The organism is Ornithinibacillus bavariensis (assembly GCF_018333235.1).
Classification (GTDB): Bacteria; Bacillota; Bacilli; order Bacillales; family Amphibacillaceae; genus Ornithinibacillus; species Ornithinibacillus bavariensis.
This window is the reverse complement of the sequence record NZ_BORP01000004.1, coordinates 26281-48780: the sequence shown is the minus strand read 5'-3', so window position 1 is coordinate 48780 and position 22500 is coordinate 26281. Positions and strand designations below refer to the sequence as shown.

26 protein-coding genes are annotated in these 22500 nt (G+C 33.8%); 21 read left to right on the top strand and 5 right to left on the bottom strand.

Annotated elements, in window-relative coordinates; genetic code table 11:
- Window positions 1–17: 17 nt before the first annotated feature.
- On the bottom strand, window positions 18–245 hold the full coding sequence (locus KI338_RS10825; protein ID WP_212921026.1) for a hypothetical protein: 228 nt from the start codon (window positions 243–245) through the stop codon (window positions 18–20).
- A 415-nt stretch (window positions 246–660) separates the two neighbouring features.
- The gene (locus KI338_RS10820) at window positions 661–1635 is read right to left on the bottom strand and encodes a M20/M25/M40 family metallo-hydrolase (protein WP_212921025.1); all 975 of its coding nucleotides are present in this window, start codon (window positions 1633–1635) and stop codon (window positions 661–663) included.
- 519 nt (window positions 1636–2154) lie between these two features.
- On the opposite strand from KI338_RS10820, the gene KI338_RS10815 reads away from it, so the two are divergent.
- From KI338_RS10815 to KI338_RS10735, 17 genes are all read left to right on the top strand, one after another.
- Window positions 2155–3258, top strand: coding sequence for a type I restriction endonuclease (locus KI338_RS10815; protein ID WP_212921024.1), 1104 nt, complete (start codon window positions 2155–2157; stop codon window positions 3256–3258).
- Between the two features lie 458 nt (window positions 3259–3716).
- A complete protein-coding gene (locus KI338_RS10810; RefSeq protein WP_212921023.1) occupies window positions 3717–4385 on the top strand; it encodes an ABC transporter ATP-binding protein in 669 nt (222 codons plus the stop codon).
- The gene (locus KI338_RS10805) at window positions 4378–5334 is read left to right on the top strand and encodes a hypothetical protein (RefSeq protein ID WP_212921022.1); all 957 of its coding nucleotides are present in this window, start codon (window positions 4378–4380) and stop codon (window positions 5332–5334) included. Before KI338_RS10810 ends, KI338_RS10805 begins: the two co-directional genes overlap by 8 nt.
- Window positions 5335–5454: 120 nt before the next feature.
- Window positions 5455–6852, top strand: a complete 1398-nt coding sequence (locus KI338_RS10800; protein ID WP_212921021.1) for an FtsX-like permease family protein — start codon at window positions 5455–5457, stop codon at window positions 6850–6852.
- A gap of 493 nt (window positions 6853–7345) precedes the next feature.
- On the top strand, window positions 7346–7975 hold the full coding sequence (locus KI338_RS10795) for an NDxxF motif lipoprotein (protein WP_212921020.1): 630 nt from the start codon (window positions 7346–7348) through the stop codon (window positions 7973–7975).
- Window positions 7976–8190: 215 nt separating this feature from the next.
- Window positions 8191–8340: a 50S ribosomal protein L33 gene (gene rpmG, locus KI338_RS10790; RefSeq protein ID WP_026681152.1), complete on the top strand. Its 150-nt coding sequence runs from the start codon at window positions 8191–8193 to the stop codon at window positions 8338–8340.
- A gap of 86 nt (window positions 8341–8426) precedes the next feature.
- On the top strand, window positions 8427–8987 hold the full coding sequence (locus KI338_RS10785; RefSeq protein ID WP_212921019.1) for a 5-formyltetrahydrofolate cyclo-ligase: 561 nt from the start codon (window positions 8427–8429) through the stop codon (window positions 8985–8987).
- Between the two features lie 68 nt (window positions 8988–9055).
- The gene (yqgO, locus tag KI338_RS10780; RefSeq protein WP_212921018.1) at window positions 9056–9253 is read left to right on the top strand and encodes a protein YqgO; all 198 of its coding nucleotides are present in this window, start codon (window positions 9056–9058) and stop codon (window positions 9251–9253) included.
- Between the two features lie 155 nt (window positions 9254–9408).
- Window positions 9409–9900 carry a GNAT family N-acetyltransferase gene (locus KI338_RS10775; protein ID WP_212921017.1) on the top strand — a complete coding sequence of 164 codons (492 nt, stop codon included), beginning with the start codon at window positions 9409–9411 and terminating at the stop codon, window positions 9898–9900.
- Between the two features lie 38 nt (window positions 9901–9938).
- Window positions 9939–10502, top strand: a complete 564-nt coding sequence (locus KI338_RS10770) for an HAD-IA family hydrolase (protein ID WP_212921016.1) — start codon at window positions 9939–9941, stop codon at window positions 10500–10502.
- A gap of 40 nt (window positions 10503–10542) precedes the next feature.
- Window positions 10543–11463: an MBL fold metallo-hydrolase gene (locus tag KI338_RS10765; protein WP_244853554.1), complete on the top strand. Its 921-nt coding sequence runs from the start codon at window positions 10543–10545 to the stop codon at window positions 11461–11463.
- Between the two features lie 8 nt (window positions 11464–11471).
- Window positions 11472–12230, top strand: a complete 759-nt coding sequence (locus KI338_RS10760; RefSeq protein WP_212921015.1) for a GNAT family N-acetyltransferase — start codon at window positions 11472–11474, stop codon at window positions 12228–12230.
- Window positions 12231–12537: 307 nt separating this feature from the next.
- Complete coding sequence (locus tag KI338_RS10755; protein WP_212921014.1) at window positions 12538–13041, top strand: RNA polymerase sigma factor; 504 nt, start codon at window positions 12538–12540, stop codon at window positions 13039–13041.
- The gene (lepB, locus tag KI338_RS10750) at window positions 13041–13811 is read left to right on the top strand and encodes a signal peptidase I (RefSeq protein ID WP_212921013.1); all 771 of its coding nucleotides are present in this window, start codon (window positions 13041–13043) and stop codon (window positions 13809–13811) included. The genes KI338_RS10755 and lepB overlap by 1 nt, the downstream gene beginning before the upstream one ends.
- A 21-nt stretch (window positions 13812–13832) precedes the next feature.
- The gene (locus KI338_RS10745; protein ID WP_212921012.1) at window positions 13833–14021 is read left to right on the top strand and encodes a hypothetical protein; all 189 of its coding nucleotides are present in this window, start codon (window positions 13833–13835) and stop codon (window positions 14019–14021) included.
- Between the two features lie 369 nt (window positions 14022–14390).
- On the top strand, window positions 14391–15944 hold the full coding sequence (locus KI338_RS10740) for a rhomboid family intramembrane serine protease (RefSeq protein WP_244853552.1): 1554 nt from the start codon (window positions 14391–14393) through the stop codon (window positions 15942–15944).
- Between the two features lie 349 nt (window positions 15945–16293).
- Window positions 16294–16632, top strand: a complete 339-nt coding sequence (locus KI338_RS10735; RefSeq protein WP_212921011.1) for a hypothetical protein — start codon at window positions 16294–16296, stop codon at window positions 16630–16632.
- Window positions 16633–16683: 51 nt separating this feature from the next.
- On the opposite strand, the gene KI338_RS10730 is transcribed toward KI338_RS10735, so the two are convergent.
- Entirely contained in the window at window positions 16684–17523 is an 840-nt protein-coding gene (locus tag KI338_RS10730) for a hypothetical protein (protein ID WP_212921010.1), read from the bottom strand.
- Between the two features lie 142 nt (window positions 17524–17665).
- Between KI338_RS10730 and KI338_RS10725 the strand changes: the two genes are divergently transcribed.
- The 3 genes from KI338_RS10725 (at window position 17666) to KI338_RS10715 (ending at window position 20875) form a co-directional block, all read left to right on the top strand.
- Window positions 17666–17869 (top strand): YqgQ family protein, encoded by a 204-nt coding sequence (locus tag KI338_RS10725; protein WP_212921009.1) that lies wholly within the window; start codon window positions 17666–17668, stop codon window positions 17867–17869.
- Between the two features lie 7 nt (window positions 17870–17876).
- The gene (locus KI338_RS10720) at window positions 17877–18836 is read left to right on the top strand and encodes an ROK family glucokinase (protein ID WP_212921008.1); all 960 of its coding nucleotides are present in this window, start codon (window positions 17877–17879) and stop codon (window positions 18834–18836) included.
- Between the two features lie 164 nt (window positions 18837–19000).
- Window positions 19001–20875, top strand: coding sequence for an LTA synthase family protein (locus tag KI338_RS10715; protein ID WP_212921007.1), 1875 nt, complete (start codon window positions 19001–19003; stop codon window positions 20873–20875).
- Between the two features lie 262 nt (window positions 20876–21137).
- On the opposite strand, the gene KI338_RS10710 is transcribed toward KI338_RS10715, so the two are convergent.
- Window positions 21138–21317: a DUF2759 family protein gene (locus KI338_RS10710; protein ID WP_212921006.1), complete on the bottom strand. Its 180-nt coding sequence runs from the start codon at window positions 21315–21317 to the stop codon at window positions 21138–21140.
- A 174-nt stretch (window positions 21318–21491) separates the two neighbouring features.
- Here KI338_RS10710 and KI338_RS10705 point away from each other — a divergent pair, with 174 nt between their 5' ends.
- On the top strand, window positions 21492–22118 hold the full coding sequence (locus tag KI338_RS10705; RefSeq protein ID WP_212921005.1) for an MBL fold metallo-hydrolase: 627 nt from the start codon (window positions 21492–21494) through the stop codon (window positions 22116–22118).
- A gap of 58 nt (window positions 22119–22176) precedes the next feature.
- Here the strand turns inward: KI338_RS10705 and KI338_RS10700 are convergent, their stop codons facing one another.
- On the bottom strand, window positions 22177–22419 hold the full coding sequence (locus KI338_RS10700) for a DUF2626 domain-containing protein (protein WP_212921004.1): 243 nt from the start codon (window positions 22417–22419) through the stop codon (window positions 22177–22179).
- Between the last annotated feature and the right edge of the window lie 81 nt (window positions 22420–22500).

Genomic DNA, 22500 nt, shown 5'->3' with positions numbered 1-22500 from the left:
ACCTATCTTTAGTTATTTTAATTCTCTAATGTATCATGGAATGTATCACTGAATTTATAGTCTTCTTGTAGTAATTCTTCCTCTAAAACGTTAACTTTTTTCTTAAGCTGATATGTTTCTTGCATTGTTGAGATAGACAACTGCTCTAAATCACTCTCTATTTTTTCAAAGCGATCATTTACGAAGAATGATAGAATGAATAATGCAATTGCAATCACTACAATCGTTAATCCCGCAACAATCATAATTTAACCTCCATTTCTATGTACAATAATAGTTATATCATACATTTTTTTTGTTGACTATTGGAAAATCAAGGACCCAATGCCCTAGATTCATAAATGGCCCACTTAAAAATAGTAATCTATTCTATTATACATTGCAAATTTTGACAGGCAAGGTTCTTAGTTCCTAGAGGATTATGTTCTATTACAAAATCTACTAGAATAGGTAGGATTTTAATTTTTGGAGTGCATAGGATTATACTATTATAAATTTGATGTAGGTGATTTATCTTTCATCAATAGAAATATAGTGATGGAGGTTTAAAATGAATGTATTTCCTATAATTTTAAAAGACTATGGAGAGTCGTTAAATGAAGGAAGATTCAAAAGGCTTAAAAAGAAGCACAGAATAAATTCTGTGCTTCAAAAGGGAGATTACAATTCTGGTTCCTCATAATAATAATCGACCGGAACTGGTGCTACTCTTGATCTTTCAAGTGCTGGTGTATCTTTTCTAGCGATTTGAAACGTAGCGGCACCAATAATATTTGCAACATCTTTCAATTTTTCCTTACTAATATGGGCCAAAACATCATCTTCCGTATGATACCAAGGCTCAAGTGGTGTATGAATGAATAAGGCTGCAGGGATTCCTAGGTTGTGGAAAGGAACATGGTCACTTCGTCCAAGCTCACTGTAAGGAATGAGTTCACTTACACGTGATCCAGCCGCAGCACCAAGATCTGTTACCGCATTCTTCTTCCCATCAGCAGTGAACATAACTAGATCCCCAGCATCTGCACTTCCAACCATATCTAATTGGAACATGGCAACAGTACGTTCAATTTCATCAGCAGTCATCGCCTCGGCATATTTCCTAGAACCCCAAAGTCCGTATTCCTCCGCACCAAAAGCAACAAATTTAATCGTCGTATCTGTTGGTGTGTTTGCATAAACGCGTGCTAATTCCAGTAATGCTCCAGTACCTGAAGCATCATCATTCGCGCCTGGACCATGAGGAACCGAATCATGATGAGAGCCAATAATAATTTGCTGTCCTGTATTATGGTTTTTCATTGGTTTTTTGACAGCTTCCACATTATAGGCAGTCACATCAGAGCCGCGATAGGTAAATGTAAATTCATACACATTAACATCCTCATATCCGAAGCTTTCGAACTGATCAACGAGATACTCTACAGTTGCCAGTTCACCCTCCGTACCAGCACCACGAGGCCCAATTTCCTCAGATAAATACGCTACATGCTGATAAATATTCTCCGCGCTTATTCGCTTGATAATTTTGTTGTCAAATGCGTGACCCGATCCACCACTTGAAGCAGCTAATATCGGTGATGCGACAATCATGAGAAGAATGAAAAACAAGCTAGTAGACTTTATATTCTTCATACAAACCACATCCTTTCATGTATTTGATTCCATATATTCTCGTTAAAAAGCTAGAATCCTGCTAGATGGGTGCAAAATGAGAGGAAGGTTGTGTGTTGGTTGAAGCGGCTTGGTACTTAAGTATTAAAGGTAGAAAGGAATGATAGGACATCATAGAGAAGCAATAATGATAGAAAAGTCATTGGTCATGTTGTACAAAATGAATGGGATATCTGATGAGTGGGATTATGAAAAGAGGGGAAGTGTTTTCTTTCGGTCTAAACCTGAGGGCCATCAGGAATATAATTGTTTTGAGAAGGGGATATAAGTAACTTAGCAATTATTAAGTTGCAAACTTCAACTACATTTCAGAAAGGAAATTTAGCTTGCAATTACCTGAGGAGAAATCAGATAAAATAAATAGGTGTAGAAAAAAGTTACACAGCGACTATAGATAGAATAATAAATATTCTGATATTTTATAACATTTAATTAATATATTTGCTATAATATTAGATAAATATGTAAGGAGTGATAGATGTGGAGGAATTCAAGCAGCAAATAATAGGACTTGGAAATAGAATAGGAAGAATAAAAGAAAATATACAGACTGAAGAAGCAACTAAAACGGCTTTAATTATGCCACTGATCCAAATACTGGGATATGATGTTTTTAATCCTGAGGAATTAGTTCCAGAGTATGTTGCGGATGTTGGAATTAAAAAAGGCGAAAAAATAGATTACGCAATCTTAAAAGGAAATGAACCTGTAATATTAATTGAAGCTAAAAGTGTTAAGGAAGAGTTATTAAAACATGATTCCCAACTCTTCAGATATTTTGGTACTACTAAAGCCAAATTTGCAATTTTAACGAATGGAATAGAATACAAATTTTTTACTGACCTAGAAGAACAAAATAGGATGGATCAAAAACCCTTCTTTATAATTAATATGGTTGATTTAAAGGATGGTGACATTGTTGAACTTGCAAAATTTAGAAAAAGTGTTTTTGATGTCGACAATGTTTTAAATACTGCTTCAGAGTTGAAATATTCTAGTGAAATTAAAAAATTTTTGTTTTCACAGATGGAGAGTCCCTCAGAAGATTTTATTAGAGTTGTTTTAACTGATATATTTCAGGGAGTTAAAACCAAAAAGGTGATTGATAATTTTAGAGAGCTAATCAAAAACTCATTTAATCAGTTTATAAGTGAGAAAGTTAATGAAAAGTTACAAAAAGCACTTAATTCTTCATCAAGTAATAATGATAATGTATCCATTACAGATTCTGCTGAAAGTAAGATTGAGGAGAGTACAGTAGATTCAAAAGATAGCAAAGTAGAGATTCATACTACAGAAGAAGAATTAGAAGGGTATGTAATTGTTAAGTTAATTCTCAAAGAAGAGTTAGATTCATCTAGAGTGTTTTATAGAGATAATAGAAGTTACTTTAATGTTTTATTAGATGATAATATTCGAAAATGGATTTGTAGATTAGGCTTCAACGGACCAAAGAAGTATATTCAACTAAACGATGAATCAAAAACTACTTATCATATTGAAACAGTAGATGACATAATGAAATATAAAAAGGAATTAATCGAGATTGCTAAACAGTTTGAACCGTTTGTAGTTAAAAAGTAGGGCAAAAAAACGGATATAATACTTCTTTATTGTATACTAAATGCCTTGCCATTAATGCTATAAAAAAACGTAGGCCAAGCCAAAGGTTTCAAAGTTCTTTCCATGTTGAAAACACTAAGAAAGTAAAGAAAAAATTATCGTTTCCAACCAAAATATAGTAAATGGTAGTTAACTTGTCGATGGATAACAAGAGATAGCACACACTAAATGGAATTGTAAGCTTCATTAAATATTAATAACGAAAATTCTAAAACAAGTATTTATGTTAAGTGACTTTAACATAAATATAAAGAAGATTACATGAGAGAAAATGTGTTTGAAATAATACAATTTACTGGCTGTAAGGTAGGAAGTGTACTTGTAAAGAATACGGACCTAAACAAAAGCAATAATTTAGAATAATTAGTAAAATAGTTTCTTCCTAAAGCGCCAACATCCGTATTTAAGGAGAAATAGCTATGATCTTGATTGATAAGGTGAATATTTCGTACAAACCGAATACTGTGATTTTAGAGAATGCTTCTATAAAAATTGAAAAAGGTTCATGGATTTCGATTGTTGGTCCATCCGGTTCTGGAAAAACATCCCTTTTAAAATTGATAGGTGGGTTATTGTTGCCTGAGTCTGGGACTGTACTCATAGACAATTATAATCTCTATCAAATGACCGCTAATGAACGACATACGTTTATACGAGATAAAGTCGGATTTGTTTATCAACAATTCCGTTTACTACCGCAGTTCTCAGTTTTGGAAAACGTCATGTTACCACTGATCCCTTATGAAAAGAAAAAAAAGATTCGCGATAACGCAGAAGCTATCATTGATAAAATAGGTCTATCAAACCGATTAAACCATCTTCCTTCTGAACTATCGGGTGGAGAACAACAACGAGTTGCCTTTGCACGTGCCTTATTAACTAACCCACCTATATTAATATGTGATGAACCTACAGGTAATTTAGACGCTGCAAACCGCGACAATATATTACAATTATTAGAACATATCCATGAAGAGGGGCATACTATCATACTCGCCACACATGATGAGATAGTTGCAAACAGAGGCCAACAAATTTTAGAAATTGAAAAAAAATCTTTCGTAGAAAGAGAGAGAATTCATGGTTAAGTATGCTTTCAATTCTTTAAGAAACAAATGGGTTAGCTCGCTTTTATTTATTGTAGCAGTAGTCTCTATTTTAACCGTGAGCACAATTAGCATCCATTCTCTTCAAGATGTTCAAGCACAGGTAAGTGATGATATTAAAAAACATGCGAGAGGAAGTTACGATATTTTAGTACGTCCCAAAGGGAGTCAGACTAAAGTTGAAAAGAAACTTGGACTCGTGGAAGAAAATTATTTGGGAGTTGGTAGTGGCGGTATTACATTGGATACATGGAAAGAGATTCTTGCTATGGACGATATTGAAATTGCCGCACCTGTTGCATCTTTGGGTTATTTCACTGGATTCTCTTATACGGTAGAATTTCCTTTTCCAGAGTCAAGTAGCTTATTCAGTGCTAGGTTTAGTACATCAGATGGGATTCATGAATACTCATTATCGGATACTATGGAATCATATTTTCTAGAACAAGAAGGATATTACGATGGTTTTGATTCTATTAGAATGTATAAAACTGCGATGGGTGGAGTAAGCGGGGAAACTCCAAAATATCTTATTCCCCAAACCTATCACTTAATGGTTGGGATTGATAGTGAACAGGAAAAAAAGTTGACTGGAATTGATTTTTCCGAAGTTAAACGTGATTTAGAGCTAACTGAAAAATCTGAAATGAGTTTTGCTAGGGATGCACCAATTATAAAGGTCTTGTATCTAAAGGATCCAAACATACCAATAAAACTACACGTAACGAAGACGGAATTACTTTGGGATACTATGGATACTTTGGCAATAAAAAAACGCTTCCATCTAAGTCCCGAGGATATGTTAGACTTTATTATTGACGGAGAAAAAGACAGTCGTGACTTTCTGGAAACTCTAACCGAAACAGAACGTCTATCTCAAACAACCTACGAGTTTGATTTGTCACCTTATTTATCTACATTTGATTCTTAACCTATTGCATTAGATTATACAGGTAAACCAATAGAAGTAACAGGGTACGCAAAGTCTATTGGAGAAACGACTAAATTTTATTTTACAGAGACTATTGATTATGGTATACATGATGGCTATTTGTCTGTAAAACAAGTTGGTACAGAATCGGAAGTACCTATTCATCGTAAATTAATAGAAAAAGGAAAACCAGCATACGAGATGAGAGACTATCCGTTTGTGTTGTTTCCGGTAGGCTCCTACACCGCAAAAGAAAATCAAAAATCCTTATCTGCCAGTCCATTAGGGATATATCATCAAGCACCAACTACAACAGAGAATGGACAAGTGGTACACGAAACAGGTGTTGCTGGGAGTTTTATTGCTTCTCCCGCTCATGGTGTAATCCAAATTGAAGATGCAGAGCTAATTAAAGGTAATGCTCCAATAGACGCTATTAGAATTAAAGTTTCCGGTATTTCATCATATGATGATTCCACAGAGCGAAAGATTTTGGATGTCGTTGAACAGTTGTATCAATTAGGCGATTTTCAAATTGATATTGTTGCCGGGGCATCCCCTGAAACGATGAACATGGATGTAGAATCCATCGGTATGGTAAAACAACAGTGGACAAGTTTAGGTGCAGCAACAACTATCTCTGAAGGATGGACTTTATCCAATTTTATTATTACCGCTTTGTTCATTATCGTAGGAGGACTCTACATGTTAAATCGTATCTTATTCTGGAGAGAAACGAGACAAGAGGAAAGCGAACTTTTATTTGATATCGGTTGGAGTAAAAGACACATCACTCAATTCTATTTAATAGAAATAGGGTTATTAACTTTTGCTGCAGTAACAATTTCCTTATGTATAATAGGGGGATTGATTTCAGCACATTTTTTAGATATCGAATCACTATTTTTTTTCATCAGTAGCACTTTACTGTTTTTAATTATTCTTATAGCAAGGATTACTATACCGATTAAAAACAAATTAAAAATTCAGCAAGGTGCACCAGGAAAAACGATGTTACTTAGAAATATATATTATTATCGTAAGTTTATTGGAATAACCTTCCTACAACTAGCAATGGTTACTTTTTTAGTAATATTTATTATTACATCCATTTTTGCAACGATGGAGTTGACTGGAAAAACAAATTTAGGTGAATTTATTAATAGCTCTATTTATTTTATATTACTCTTAGTTGTACTAGTCTCAATAGGGCTTACTATGATTACGGTGTTTGAAAGCAATTCATCATTTCTGACCTTACGAAATACAGAATTGCGTATATTAAAAGATATAGGCTGGGCACGAAAGGACATTCAATTGTTATGTATGAAGGAATCAGCTATATGGACGTTTTTGGGTATTCTACTAGGAGCTTCCGCGAGTCTAGGTATTCTAGTTATATTGTTTGATATTAAACCAGTTATGTTTATTATATCTATAGTAATTGTTGTAATTATTTATTGTATTGTGTTGTGTTTGACGTATATTGTTACATTTTTCCAAACCAATAAAATCTAATCTTATCTTCACAATCCTGTTTTATAGCTTTAGATGATTAAATTGCATTACAGCTAATTTCATTTATGCTATCCTTTTATTATCCGTATTTGTCGGGAATTTTTATTCTTAATACATAGATAAAAATGTGTCTCAAGAACAAAGGAAATAATGAAGCAAATCAGAATTTATTTGCCTCAGTTATCAAGATTTATAAAATCACAACTGAATGGTAAGGGTGGTTAGTGGTTTAGGTACAACATTGAATGGAAATCTGAACATCCTATTTGAACATTTAGCAAAGCAGTACGTTCAAATATTATAATCAGATATTGTCTTAACAAGTGAAAAAGCATAAATCATTTTTTATATTAGGGGGATTTTTCGAATTTATGAGAGGAATCTTATTAGATACCTTATTAGCAACCCTAGGGTACTAAGCAGGATGAAATTTTATTAGATTCTTACTAAAATACATAAGATAGAAGACATCAATTTCAAAGGGGAAGAATTTATGATAAGAAGGCTTTTTATTAGCTTTTTGATAGTTTTTATTTTGAGCGCATGCTCTCATGAAGAAAATATTCATGATTCAGATGATGCAGAAAATAATAATCTCTCTACGGAGGACGTAAAGGTTCCGAGTGGGATTTTTACCTCCGAAAAACAAAATAGTGTTATTGACGAAGAAGAAATTAGATTAAGCATTAAGACCTACCTTGACAGCCATGAAGAATTAGATCAAGCTAGTATTCCATTTCAAGAGATTATATATGAAGGAAAGGAATTAAATAAAAATGAATTAGAGAAGTTAGCCAAAATTACTAAGCTTACAATAGAAAATGATGAGAACTTTGCTAACTATATTATAAATAATACTTTACCTGATGATTACAAAGAAGAATCTGAAAGAATTAGCAATTATATTACAGCTTACAATGATATTCTTTATGAGCTAGGTGATATCCTCACTGATGTTACAGATAGCGCAACAAAAGGGGAAATTCCAAAAATTAATATAGGATCTATAATGAATAAAATGGAAGTGGTGAATGGGAGAGAACAGAAAAAAATCGAGGAATTTCTTGATAAGAAAAATATTAAGACTAAAGCATTTGGACGGGAAGATTTAGAAAAAGAGTGATTGGGTCGAACTTATTAAGATTGACACGTAAGGGTAACCGAATTTTTAATGATACACCTTTTTTAAGCATTTTTGGCTACTGCTATTTAGTAAATATCATCCTATTTTTCACACAATCATCTTGATTCCAACATTATTTTCTGTTATCATTAACTAGTCTGAAATGAACTAATACATGCAAGTAATGCAAGTTTTGATAGTTTGGAGGGAAAAACATGCGCGTAAACATCACTTTAGCTTGTACTGAAACAGGAGATCGTAACTACATTACGACTAAAAATAAGCGTACAAATCCTGAGCGTATTGAGCTTATGAAATATTGTCCACGTCTTAAAAAACACACTTTACACCGTGAAACAAAATAATTATGGTATTGTACTAAAAAGCTTGCTCTTGAACTTTGTATAGAGCAAGCTTTTTTCTACATTTCCGCGTGTTAGGAGGACAAGCAGTGACCAAACAAGCTATTCGTAAAGGGATTATTGGGACTTTACAAAAGCTTTCTGATACCGAAAAAAAAAGAATAGAACAGAAGCTATATGAACATCTATTTCAATCTGCCATTTGGAAAAATGCAAGCACGATTGGAATCACGATATCACGAGGATTTGAATGGGATACGAGACCGGTTATTGAAGAAGGCTGGAAACAAGGAAAAACGATTGCTGTACCAAAATGTTATCCAGATGAGAAAAAACTTGTTTTTTACCGATTACATAGCTTTAATGAACTGGAGACTGTATACTACAACCTGTTAGAGCCAAAACCAGAAGAACAAAATAGATTAGATGAAAATCAGATTGATCTTATTATTGTCCCTGGAGTTGTTTTTAATCAAAATGGTTATCGAATTGGGTTTGGTGGGGGCTATTATGACCGATTTTTATCAAACTATAAAGGAAATACAGTTTCATTAATCAGTGAGCAGCAACTTGTAGAAGAATTACCCATCGAAAAGCACGATATTCCGGTTCAGCACCTAATAACGGAATCGGGCTTTTTGAAAAAGTGACTTCGCATATTTTCATCTAGAATGAAAAGACTAATAACAGATTACACACAAGGAAGGGATGTTATTAGATGCGAGTGTTTATCGTTTTGACTGCCATTGCAGCTACTATCACGATGATTTATAAATGGCGTTACAAGCTAATGAATGCGATGCTTGCAGTTAGCTTTTTACGAAGAATAGCAGTTAGTCTTACCATGAGAATGCCATCGATTAGAAAAGATATTCTTCCAAGTATGTTTAAGGAAGAGACGACCACACAATCATAAAGAAGTATTATGGCTACCATTTGAAATTTATTGGTAGTCATTTTTGTTTCTATTAAAAATAAATCCTCATTCTGCTTTAACCAGATACTTTAGATAATTTTCTATGTTAAAATTTATTTAACGAAGAATTGACCAACAGGAGGAAGTATAGAAACATGTCTATCCAAACCACAGATTCTGTAACTTTAGATTTTTACTCGGATAAATATAGGTCAAGATTATGCGACTATCATTTAACAAAGGAGCAAAGCCGTTATGCGTCCGTTCCATCAGAAGTATTGGAAACGTGTAAAGAGGATGACTCAAAATACCCCGTTATCATTCTATATAACGGTGAGCCAGCGGGCTTTTTTGTTCTCCATGGATGGGAAGGGGTTCAGACTTATAGTGATAATCGAGATGCTATCTTATTAAGAAGTTATTCTGTTAATTCGAGGTTTCAGGGAAAAGGAATTGCAAAACAGTCTTTACATGCATTGGGTTCGTTCGTGAAACAGCATTTTCCTAAAAAGACGGAGATAATTTTAGCGGTAAATCATCAAAATACGATTGCCCAACATGTTTATAAACGAAGCGGGTTTATAGATAAGGGAGTAAGAAAGATGGGACCAAAGGGTGAGCTGTATATTTTACAAAAGGAGCTATGAGTTATGCAGACTTACTACATAATAAGGTGGTAAATAGTATGAATATTCTATGGGATTTCGATGGAACGTTATTTGATACATATCCAATGTATGCATCGATATTTTCTCAAGTATTAGGTGACAACACAGATGAAATAGAAATAATTAAACATTTAAAAGTATCATTTTCCCATGCGATTAACCATTATAAGCTTTCTAAACAACAAGTTTTGGGCATGCATGACCTTGAAAAGGATTTATCACTTAATGAAATAATTCCTTTTGATGGAATCGAGGAGGTACTTAAGTTTGCAAATAAGAATGTGATTATGTCACATAAGGATAGAGACGGTGTTTTAGCCATTTTGCAGCATCATAATTGGGAGAAATATTTCACCGATTTGGTCACAATTTATGATGGATTCCCACGAAAACCAAATCCGGCAGCATATAACTATTTACATAGAAAACATCGTATTGATCTAGTAATTGGTGATAGGGAAATAGATATATTACCAGCTAAGGAGCTAGAAATTGCCACTTGTTTATTTAGAAATAAATATGATAAAGCAGACTATTATTTAGAAAATTATTCAGACTTTTTCGAAATCATAGCGAGATAAGTCTAATATGATAACAGAAGGGGGAAGCCTGTAGATTAGCATGGAGTATATTTCCAACAAACATTTTACTTTAGAAAAGATCACTCAAAATGTATATGCGGCAATTGCTAAAGAAGGTAGCGGTTCTGTAGCAAATGCGGGTTTTGTAGACTTAGGAGACAAAGTAATTGTATTCGATACGTTTAATACGCAACAGGCATCAGCAGATCTGAAAAATGCCACAGAAAAAGTTACTGGGAAATCAGTAACTTTGGTAGTTAATAGCCATTGGCATGGGGATCATATACGAGGAAACCAGACGTTTAAAGGCAGTAATATCATTTCAAGTGAAACTACTTTTCAGATAATGAAAGAGAATCATCCTTTAAGGATTAAAAAGCAGAAGGAGGATATAGAAGGTTTATCAAACTATATTACATCCTTGGAAAAATCATTAAAAGAGAATCATGATGACAACATACAGAAGCAGATAAGCTTCCTGATCGAGTTAAAACAGTCTTTACCAACACTGGAATTAGTTTTACCAAATCAGACTTTTCAAAGAGAACTACTTTTTTCAGGTTCTACATGTAGTGCGAAACTTTTTACCTTAGGCGGTGGACATTCTATTTGTGATTCTGTTCTTTATATCCCAGAGGATAAGATTATTTTTATGGGGGATTTATTATTTGTCAATTGTCATCCAACTATTTTTGAGGAGTCAAATGTCAATCAATGGATTGGTATTTTGAAAGAGATTGAACAACTGGACTTTGAAGTAGCGATTCCAGGTCATGGTACCGTGGGAAGGAAAAAAGATCTTACTAAACTAATAAACTATTTTAATGAAATGAAAAGTGTAATTAAAGAATATGATAGCATCGAAGAAATTGAGCTTCCTTCTAGATATAGCAATTGGAGTTCACCAGAGGTCTATTTTCAAAACCTAAAAATTCTACATAAAAATAATAAAGAAGGGTGAAATACATAATGGAATCGATTAACTTTGTCGAACTTAAAGAAGAAAATCTAGAAGGTGAAGGATGCTATTGTCTCCGCAGCAAGCCCAATTCACACGGTTATAGGAATAAAAGCAAGTGGCTTAAAAATCAGTTCCAAGAAGGGTTAAAGTATGTAAAAGTCATGGAGAATAATAAGCCTGCTGGGTTCATTGAATATACCCCTATTGAAAATTCTTCGAGGGTTGTTCATGGAGAGAATTATCTAGTCATTCATTGTCTTTGGGTGAATATTACAGGAAAAGGTTATGCCTCTCAATTGATAAAGAAATGCATTCAAGATGCAAAGAAACAAAATAAAGCAGGAGTTATTGTTATTACAAATCCAGATACATCATGGACTCCGAGTAAGGATATTTTTATTAAGAACAAATTTAAGGAAATTGCTCGTGCACCCTATGGTTTTGAATTGCTCGTTTATAAGCTTGGAGAAGCGTCAGATCCGTATTTTCCAAATGATTGGGAGGAACGCCTTCATATTTTTAATGATTTAACCATTCTTCGCACACCACAATGCCCATTTGTCGACGTGGCAACAGATAATGTGATGTCCGCTGCAAATAAGGTAGGGATAAAAGCGACAATCATTGATATACAGGATAGAGAAGAGTTACTTCGGATTTCACCAACTCCATATGGAATTTATGGAGTGGTTTATAAGGAAAAGTTAATTTCATATCATCGATTGACCGTACATTCTGCTTATAAGAAATTAAAGGAGCTTGTTTAAAATAGGTAATTATTTGAAATAGGACATATTGTTTTGGTGGGTGGTTCTTATAATGGATTTAATAATGTGTAAAGGATATTCAAAAGTTCGGGAGTCTATCTATTTCAACTCTAGATAAACTTCACAATGACAGAAATTGAGAAAAGATTAAAAGTAAGTGTCAAGCATATTTCTAAACGGAATATGCTTTTTCTTTTAATTGATGGGAGAGGAGGTATTCGTGCTTCGCTATGATTAGTGGGTAGAATTTTCAAATAAGTGCAACCAATCCCATTTTTAATCGACTGTATATATAGGGGGTGCAGTAATGGATTGGGAGGAATTATATCATCAATACAGTGATCATGTCTTTAAATTTATATACTTCATGGTGGGGAACAAAGGGATTGCAGAAGATTTAACACATGATACCTATGTCCGCGTGGAAAAGGCATTACCGAATTATCGTGGTGAGTCCAGCTACTACACATGGATTATATCCATAGCGAGAAATGTAACCAATGATTTTCTGAGGAGAAGAAAAAAGATCCGTTTTATTCCATTTGAAAATAATCTCCATGATTTAACAAGTGAGAAAGTAGAGGAACGTATCATTCAAGAGGAATCCACCTTAGAAGTGATGAGAGTGATTCATAATCTAAAACTAAATTATCGGAATGTCATCATCTTAAGGAAGATACAAGAGCTTTCCGTTGAGGAAACTGCTGAGGCATTGGGTTGGTCTTCGAGTAAGGTTAAATCAACAACTTATCGAGCAATGGAGAAATTAAGAAAAGAATTACACTATCCTGATAATGGGGAGGAAGCGTGATGAATAAAGAACAATTAGACCAAACTCTTTCTGATTTAAATCGTTCCGTAGCTAGAAACTTAGAAGATAAAGAGAGAACATTAAGTAAGATTCGGTTAACAATTGATAATAAGATCCCTACTAATAAATATTTACTAAAACCTCCTATCGCCTTAATGATCAGTGCCGTTCTTTTCGTGATTATCTCTATATCCATTAATAATGGAGCTATTTTTCGAACAGCCCAAGAAAGCACGATAACAGATCCTTATACGGAAAGAAAGCTAGAAAAAGTGAACATGGAAGATGGTATGCTTGTTATAACCTATGGTAGTGATAATATGGAATGGGGAGATAATCCTTACAATTATTTATCGCGAGATATTGTAGTTGACCCAGGTTATTATGAAGTGGAAAAAATTCAAAGAGGCGATGTTGTATTCTATAACGAGCCTGAAGCCTATTTTAATTATGTGCAGGAAAAAGGTGTATATAGTGAAGATATTAACGATACTAAAATTGCTAGAATCATAGCTCTTCCTGGTGAAGAAATTAAAATAGTCAATGGTCAAATTTACATTAATAATAGGAAGCTAGATACATTTTACGGGAACGGAACGAATAATATTCGAAGCAATGATTACGAAGAAGAATACAATATGGAAACAATTAGAGTTCCAAAAGGACATATTTTTGTCTGTGGTGATCTCTGGTGGAGAGGATTAGACAGTAAGGAGTATGGTCCAATCCCGATGGAAAATATAATCGGAAAAGTAATGGGATATCAATAAACTTTTCTTTGGAGGTATATCATGAGATGTGGTGCTAAATGCTTTCTCATTCAGATGGAAGCGGATGGGAAGAAGCAAGTGAAGTCCGTTATAGCAAGAACTCCAGCTGAAGCTAGGAAGAGTTTTCGTAAAGAATATGGGGTTAAACCACAGATCTTATCTGTAAGAGAAAGTAAAAATGATAGGTTAAATAATACTCAATACAAATAGTTTAAAAATAGGGTACAATATAAGTTTTATAATCAAGTAATATGGGTGATTAAAATCGAGTGGCTGTAACAACAGAATGATCGGAAATTTTAAACCGCATAACGTGTGCTTGCCTTATCTTTTTCATGAAAGTATTCGCCCCACTGCCTGGGGCGAATATTCGATTTATAACAAGGATTAACATTTTTACTCCATATTCTTTCGACATACCTTTTCTTGAAAATCGTATCAATTTTATTATTCAACAAATTTCGCCATAATTTAGGAAATGACAAGCACCACTATACGTATAAGCATCATTTCAGACACTATCTTTATAAAGGCATTTGTTTTTAGATTTTGGTATGATGTTAGGGGGAGGGGAATTGCTTGGAACGTAAAGAGTTGTATGATGCTTATAAGATGGCTTATGAATTATCCACAAATAATGGATTTGAAGTTTTATATTTGAATGATAAAGCGGAAGAAATCTGGTTGGAAAAGCTGGAGAATAAGGTATCCAAGCTTGTTCGGATTTCAACACTTGGCTTTGATTGGAAAAATCACTTGAAACGTGATATTGGAATTGTTTTTCAAAAGACGAAGGCAATGCAGAAGCTACTCCGTAGTAAAAATGTTGAAGTAAATAATATTTATATAACCCCTCATACACCAGTAGACAGCTGGGAAGAATTGAAAAAGCCAATGGTCATTCAGGATAAGCATCTAATTAAAATGAAGACCTTTTATATATCTGGAGAGGACGTTCTTTCTGAGGTTAACCGTTTGGAAGAGACGTTAGCTGTTTCACTACCAAACGAAAATGAAGAACAAACAGGGGAACAGCGAGAAGAAAGCATGCTTCGCTATAAAATGGAACTGCGTCGTACCATTGAGGAAAAAAGAAGAAAAGAACAGCATGTATTTTCCCATGGTAAACCAATCATTACGTATCTGTTGATTGTCATTAATGCAATTATGTTTTTATTATTAGAATTAAACGGCGGCAGTGAAAATACGAAGACACTTTTGGAGTTTGGGGCGAAGTATAACCCTGCTATTTTGGATGGTGAATGGTGGAGAATTTTTTCATCGATGTTCCTTCATATTGGTTTATTGCACTTTGCATCTAACATGTTGTTTTTATATTATTTCGGATCACTTGCAGAGAGAATTTATGGATCGACCCGCTTCTTTATTATTTATATCCTAGCTGGCATTGGTGGGGGAGTCACTAGTTTTGCTTTAATGACAAATCTATCTGCTGGGGCGTCAGGAGCATTATATGGATTGTTTGGAGCTTTCTTGTATTTTGGAATCATTTATAAACGGTTATTTTTCCAAACAATTGGTAAAGACATTCTTGTTCTACTTGCTCTTAATATAGGTCTTGGATTTATCCTACCTCAATTAGATTATACAGCACACTTAGGTGGACTAGTTGCCGGATTTATTGCTGCAGCAATTGTACATCTTCCAAAAAAGAAAAAACCATTGATTCAGGTTATTTCATTCGTTGGCTATGTAGTATTAATTGTAGCCATGTTCCTATTTGGTGCCGATCATAACCAAGGGAATGCCACCTACCATTTAATGGATATTGAAAGACTTTTGGAGCAAGATCGTTATGAGGAAGTTGTTGCTAGTGCAACAAAAGGACTCGAAAAACCAGACGATTTAGAAGCAATCTTATTATTTCAACGTTCATATGCATTAATTAAGCTAGGTGAGGTGGAACAAGCGACAAAGGATTTGGAAAAATGTGTGGAAATCTTGGATAATCCAGAGGATCTTCCAGAGGCTTATTATAACCTAGCTATCCTATATAACAATGCTGGTGATGAACGTGCCAAAGAGCTTATTAGTAAGGCATATGAAGCAAATCCATCGAATGATGATATAGAGGAATTATATAAACTAATTACTGGGGATACGGTCGAATAAGTTTATAACTGAATAAATTTGAAACAAATTAATATAATAGTTTTTATCATAACCTAAGAAGGTAGTTAGAAAAGGTGATCAGATAATTGATCATCTTTTTTTCTTTTAGAATGGTCACTACAATTTACATGCTAATATGGTAATATTGGTTTATAGAAAATGTACAAGATAAAGGTTAAGTTCGTCCATAACATAGTGATAACAAAGGTAAAAAATGTAGTAATCCTCAATATTCTTTTACATGATAACTTGATTGCTAAGAGTAGAGCTTCTAGACTCCCTACGATGTATCCACCATACGATTCCCAAAAAATCTCTATATCCCAGTAAGAACAGGAGGTATTGATCGTTGAAACGTTTTTTGGTTCTTGTTGTACTCTTGGCTTCTATTGTCTTATTGGTACAGGTTATCAACAATCTTTCTGCAGAAGATGATTATACAATTGACGGTTATTTAATTAACAAAGGAAATAGTACTTATTTAATAGCAGATGAAAATTTTGATTTAGAAAAAGCTGAAATGCTGTCAAATAAGCAGCTTATAGTAGCGTATAGTGGCACTTATGTAATCGATAAAAGTGGAAGAACAAAAAATGGCGATAAAGTCCGTATATGGTATAGCCCGAAAGAGATACAAGAAATGCATCCCGCTAGGTTAAAGGTTCTAAAATTGGAAAAAATTAACTAAAGATTAATGGATTACAGCGTTAATTATGGGTTTTTAAGCTGAAACAGTTAACTAATCCAACTGTAATTTTTGAATCAGTTTTTCCTTTCTCCCATTTATCTCATATACAACTAATAAGTGATCGCCTTTTTTATCAAATAGAATTAATGGTACAAAGCTTTTTAATGAATCTTTGGACTCGATATTTGGGATAATATAATTTTTATATAAGCCTTCCCATAGTTGTCCAATTACTCTATCCGAATTTTCTTTATCCATATTAAGAAATGGTTTATCTTGTATGGTATAGAGATCGGTTAAAGGTATGCTTTCATAGTTTTGAATATCAATTTTGAAGTAAGTTAATAGACTTTGCCAATGGGATAAAAGTTTTTTCTTTGTTTCGAGTTCTACTAGCTTTTGCTGCTTGGACTTGATGTCAGAGTCTGTAAGTTTAAATATGGAGTTTTGACGGTATACGAAGAGATGATCTGCTGTAATCTTTTGTACACTATTTATGGTGTTATCTAAATGAATTTCTCCATAGTGAAAGGTAATGGCATCCCATCTGGCATCCTGATTATCTTTTAACCTTTCTGTATATTCGATCGTATCCTTATTCTCTCTCCATTTACTTCTCATACCTTTTAGCTCACCATTTGCATAAAGAAGTGAAACATCCTGTCGTAAATACATCGGTACCTCTGTAGTGGAGGAAACATCCCATTCAAGAATATAATTTTTAGTAGAATCATTTGGATTAACTTGTAAATGTGTAGTCGCATTTGTAAAGCTTGTCCCATAATCAATTGGGAAATAGGTAATCGTTGGTAGGCTATTCAAATCTTTAACAAAATAAATTCCAATTGCCGTTAGTAGTATGAGAAATACCACCACAGTTTTCTTTGGCATAATATTCATCCTTACTGGTTTTATCTAGTAAATTTATATGAAATACACTATAACTTTATGAATCTTTCTAATCCACAATTTACTTAGTGAAAATACTATAGGACTTTTGTATAATTTTGGTATAATACAGATTGGTGATAACATGAAAACATTTTATGATGTTCAACAAATATTAAAACGATTTGGTACTTTCATTTATACAGGAAATCGGCTCGCAGATATTGAATTAATGCGTAGCGAAATAAATGAGTTGTTCAAATCTGGTATGTTGGACCCAGAGGAATATAAATTTTCGATATTAATTTTGAGACAAGAAGAAAACAAGCTAAATTCTGAAAATAGGTGAAAATATCATGAATAAAAATGTGATTGTCGGAGTAGATATTGGAGGAACTACCGTAAAAATTGGTTTTATAAGTCTGAATGGAGACTTTAACCAAAAATGGGAAGTTGACACAGATACGTCAAATGGTGGAGCAAATATTCTAAAGAATATATGGGATTCCATTGTTGAAAAAGCAGCTTCTTTTTCGATTGAAATTAGTGAAATAGCCGGGATTGGCATAGGTGCACCTGGTTTCATTGATGGTGAGAAGGGGTATGTTTTTGATGCAGTAAATATTGGTTGGAAGGAGTATCCACTGGCAGCTGAACTATCCAAACTGTCCGGGCTCCCTGTCTATCTTGAAAATGATGCTAATATCGCTGTTTTAGGTGAAAACTGGCTAGGAGCTGGGGAAAACGCTGATAATGTTATCGCAATCACTCTTGGTACTGGAGTTGGTGGTGGTATCATTACAAATGGAAAGATAGTAAATGGAGTAAATGGAACAGCTGGTGAAATCGGGCATATAACGGTAGAGCCAGATGGATACCAATGTAATTGCGGACGTAAGGGCTGTCTGGAAACGATTGCATCTGCAACTGGAATCGCCCGACAAGCAATGAAAATTATTGAAAAAAAACCAGCCAGTAAATTAGCAGAAATTTATAACGTAACTCAAAAAATTACTTCAAAAGATATATTTGAGCTAGCCAAGTCAGGTGATGCCGATAGTAAGCAAATAATAGAGCATACAGCGGATATTATTGGACTCACCATTGCCAACTTAGCAATGACGTTAAATCCATCGAAGATATTAATTGGTGGAGGTGTTTCTAAAGCGGGTGAACAATTATTACAACCAATTAAAAATGCCTTTACAAAATATGCTTTGCCTCGTGTAAGTGAGGCATGTGAAATAAGGATTGCTGAACTTGGTAATGACGCAGGAATGATTGGTGCTGCTTACTTAGTGAAAAGTCATTTGTAGAAATATTTTCTTTTCTATTAAAAGTTTGTAATATTTTTGAAACCTTTTTGTATATTAAACCGTCTTAATTATTAAGGCGATTTTATGTTTGTACCATTTATGCCGTTACAGGCTTTGTTGTACTGCATATATATAAAAGCAGAAGTTTCTTAGGAGGATTTATTATGTTTGGTAAAGGATTTAGGCTTCCTTTATATGTAATTGCTACGTTATTATTTGGAATAAAAACCTATATTGTTTACCGTTTCTTATTTAGTCTCGAGATAGAGAATTCCATGCAGGAGTTTATCCTTTTCATTAATCCATTTGTATCAGCATTTTTAGTATTTGCTATCAGTGTATGGATTAAAAAGACATCGAGACAAGTGAAGTACTTAAGATATACAGCATTAATAGGAACATTAGTAATTTATGCTAATCTAGTTTTCTATCGATCTTTTTCCGATTTCATAACAATACCTCAATTATCACAAGGTGGAAATGCGGGAGATCTGGGATCTAGTATCTTATCTTTAATTAAAGTGTATGACATATTCCTATTTGCTGATGTAATCTTCATTTGGTATCTAGGCAAGAAACATCAAGATCGAGTGTCAACGAAATATCCAAGAAGTGGAAAAGTATGTGCTTTTGCATTATCGTTAGCACTATTAGTTGGCAACTTTTTCTTGGCAGAAATGGAAAGACCACAATTATTTACACGTGCCTTTGATAGGGAGTATTTAGTTAAATATATTGGGTTATTTAACTATCATATCTACGATGCTTTCCTTCATTCGAAGGTGAAGACACAGCATGTTTTTGCGGATGGTAGTGAACTGCCAGCTATTAAAGAATACGTGAATACTACTATTGACCAAAAAGGTGAATCTGATTTATTTGGTGTTGCCAAAGGAAAAAACGTCATTTTCATTTCTGCAGAGTCGCTACAGACCTTTGTCATTAATAACACCGTAAATGGTCAGGAGATCACACCGTTTTTAAATAGTTTAGTAGCAGATAAAGATACGTATTACTTTGAAAACTTTTACCATCAAACGGAACAAGGTAAAACATCTGACTCTGAGTTTTTAGTGGAAAATTCACTGTATCCTTTACCAAGGGGAGCAGTTTTTTACACACACGGTCAAAATAATTATCATGCATTTCCGGAAATCATAAAGGAAAATGGATATTACTCTGCGGTATTTCATGCGAATAATGATAGTTTTTACAATCGTGATCAGATGTATCCGAGCTTAGGCTTTGATTATTTTTATGACCAAGAAGCATATGAGGTAACAGATGATAATAAGATAGGCTGGGGACTTAAAGATAAGCCATTCTTTGAACAATCTATGAAATATCTACAATCCTTAGATCAGCCATTTTATGCGAAATTCATTACGTTAACAAATCATTTTCCATTTGAATTAGATGATCAAGATAAATCGATTGATCGCTATGATTCGAACTCTAATACACTAAATAACTATTTCCCTACGGTTCGTTACATGGATGAATCAATAGAACAGTTCTTTCAGCAATTAAAAGAAGCAGGCCTTTATGAAAATTCAATTATTGTTATTATGGGTGATCATTATGGAATTAGTTCAAATCATAATAAAGCGATGAGCATGTATCTTGATAAGGAACAAATAACACCTTATGATCATGTTCAACTACAACGTGTTCCACTGTTTATTCATATTCCAGGTCATGGAAAGGGCGAAGTACAATCAACGATTGCTGGTCAGATTGATGTGAAGCCGACACTACTGAGTCTTCTGGGTATAAAAGAAAATGATATATACTTCGGAAATGATTTGTTTAATGAAGACCATAAAGGCTATATTGCTTTAAGAAATGGCGATTTTATTACAAAAGATTATATTTATACAAATGAAACTTGCTACAACTTTGAAACTGGTGAAATAGTAGAAGAAACAGAAGCAAGTGCTTGCACAGACTTAAGTCAGGTAATCGAGAAAGAACTAAGTTACTCCGATGATATTATATATGGTGACTTGTTCAGGTTTGTAGATTTCAAACAAGAGTGATAATATTTAATGCAAAATGACCATCAATATCGGGGGATATTGATGGTCATTTTGTTTTTTGTGATTCCAGTAAAAAAATAGAATCACAGAAGTGGAAAAGTATTATGTGTTTGTTTTTTTCACAGCTTATTAGAGCTTTTACAAATATTAGATAACCAGTTAGATGGGGACGGATTATTTATTAAAGAAAAAAAGAATAAAAAATTGAAAAAAGCACCGTTTTTTGCGGTGCTTGCATTAGTTCAATATCAATATCTTGAACTTATAGAGAATCCTTCAAGACTTTTACAATAGTTGCAATAGAGAAAAATCCAAAAACAAGAACAGTCAATCCGGAAAACCCTAATGCAAAATAGTTTCTATATTTCATTTGACGAACTACGGAAACAAGCGCAACGATTGCGACAACTAGAAAAATAATACCTAAAACAATATGTCTCATACTATTACCTCCTAACATTTCTAGCGATAATTATTGTTTGTTTGTTTTTAAAAAACATTTATATTAATATGTATCTTACTAACACATTTATTCTAGTATAAAAAAATTCATTTGTCGAGGAAATCAAGTGCTTTTTCAAAAAACTGTCTGATTTCTTCACAGAGGGGGGCACAAATGCAAATCAACGGTTTTTCGCTTGGTCCTTTAGGAACAAATTGTTACATAGTATATCACGGTAACCAAGCCATCATCATAGATCCAGGAGAAGAGGCTAATCGGATAATGGAATGGTTAACAGAAAACAAATTGGTTCCCTTAGCAATTCTTCTAACACATGCACATTTTGATCATATAGGTGCAGTAGAAGATTTAAGAAATCACTTCGCTATTCCGGTGTATGTACACCCTAATGAAGCAAGCTGGCTGAGTAAGCCAAGCTTAAATGGTTCAGTATTGTTTCTTCGTAAAGAAGTTAAAACTCGGGAAGCTGAAGTTCTAATCAATCCTGGATTACTGCAAATAGGACCTTTTGAATTTGAAATCCTATATACACCTGGACATTCTCCTGGTAGTGTAAGCTTCTATTGGAAAGAGGAGAAAAAGCTCATAAGTGGTGATGTTCTCTTTAACCAGGGGATTGGAAGAACCGACTTACCAGGTGGTGACTTTGATGTGTTAAAGGAATCGATCCTTTATAAATTATATCAGCTTCCAGATGATATAACAGTTTATCCAGGACATGGACCAAGTACGACCATTGGTGATGAAAAGAGTCTGAATCCTTTTATACGTCCAGTATAAGGCAAACAAAAAAACCCTGCAGGTTAAACCAATATGTATACGCAGGGTTTTTTGTCTTTTAATGCCCAAAGCCAGGCACTAAAATAAATTCTGAATACCATGTAAAACCAATCATGAAAACAGTACAATAAGCTCCGAACAAGTACATATACATACGCTCAGATAACTTCAAGTAACTTACTGTTAGGAAAAATACTGTTTGAACTAGGAAAAGTATTGATACGTTAAGCATTCCACCAACATAGAACATGACAGTGAAAATTCCAGTCCAAAAGCCCAGGACACGAAACATTCGATCCATTATTTCCCCTCCTTTATGATGTCGCTATCATTGTTATTATATACGAGTAATGGAATAAAGTAAACGAATCATGTAATTAGC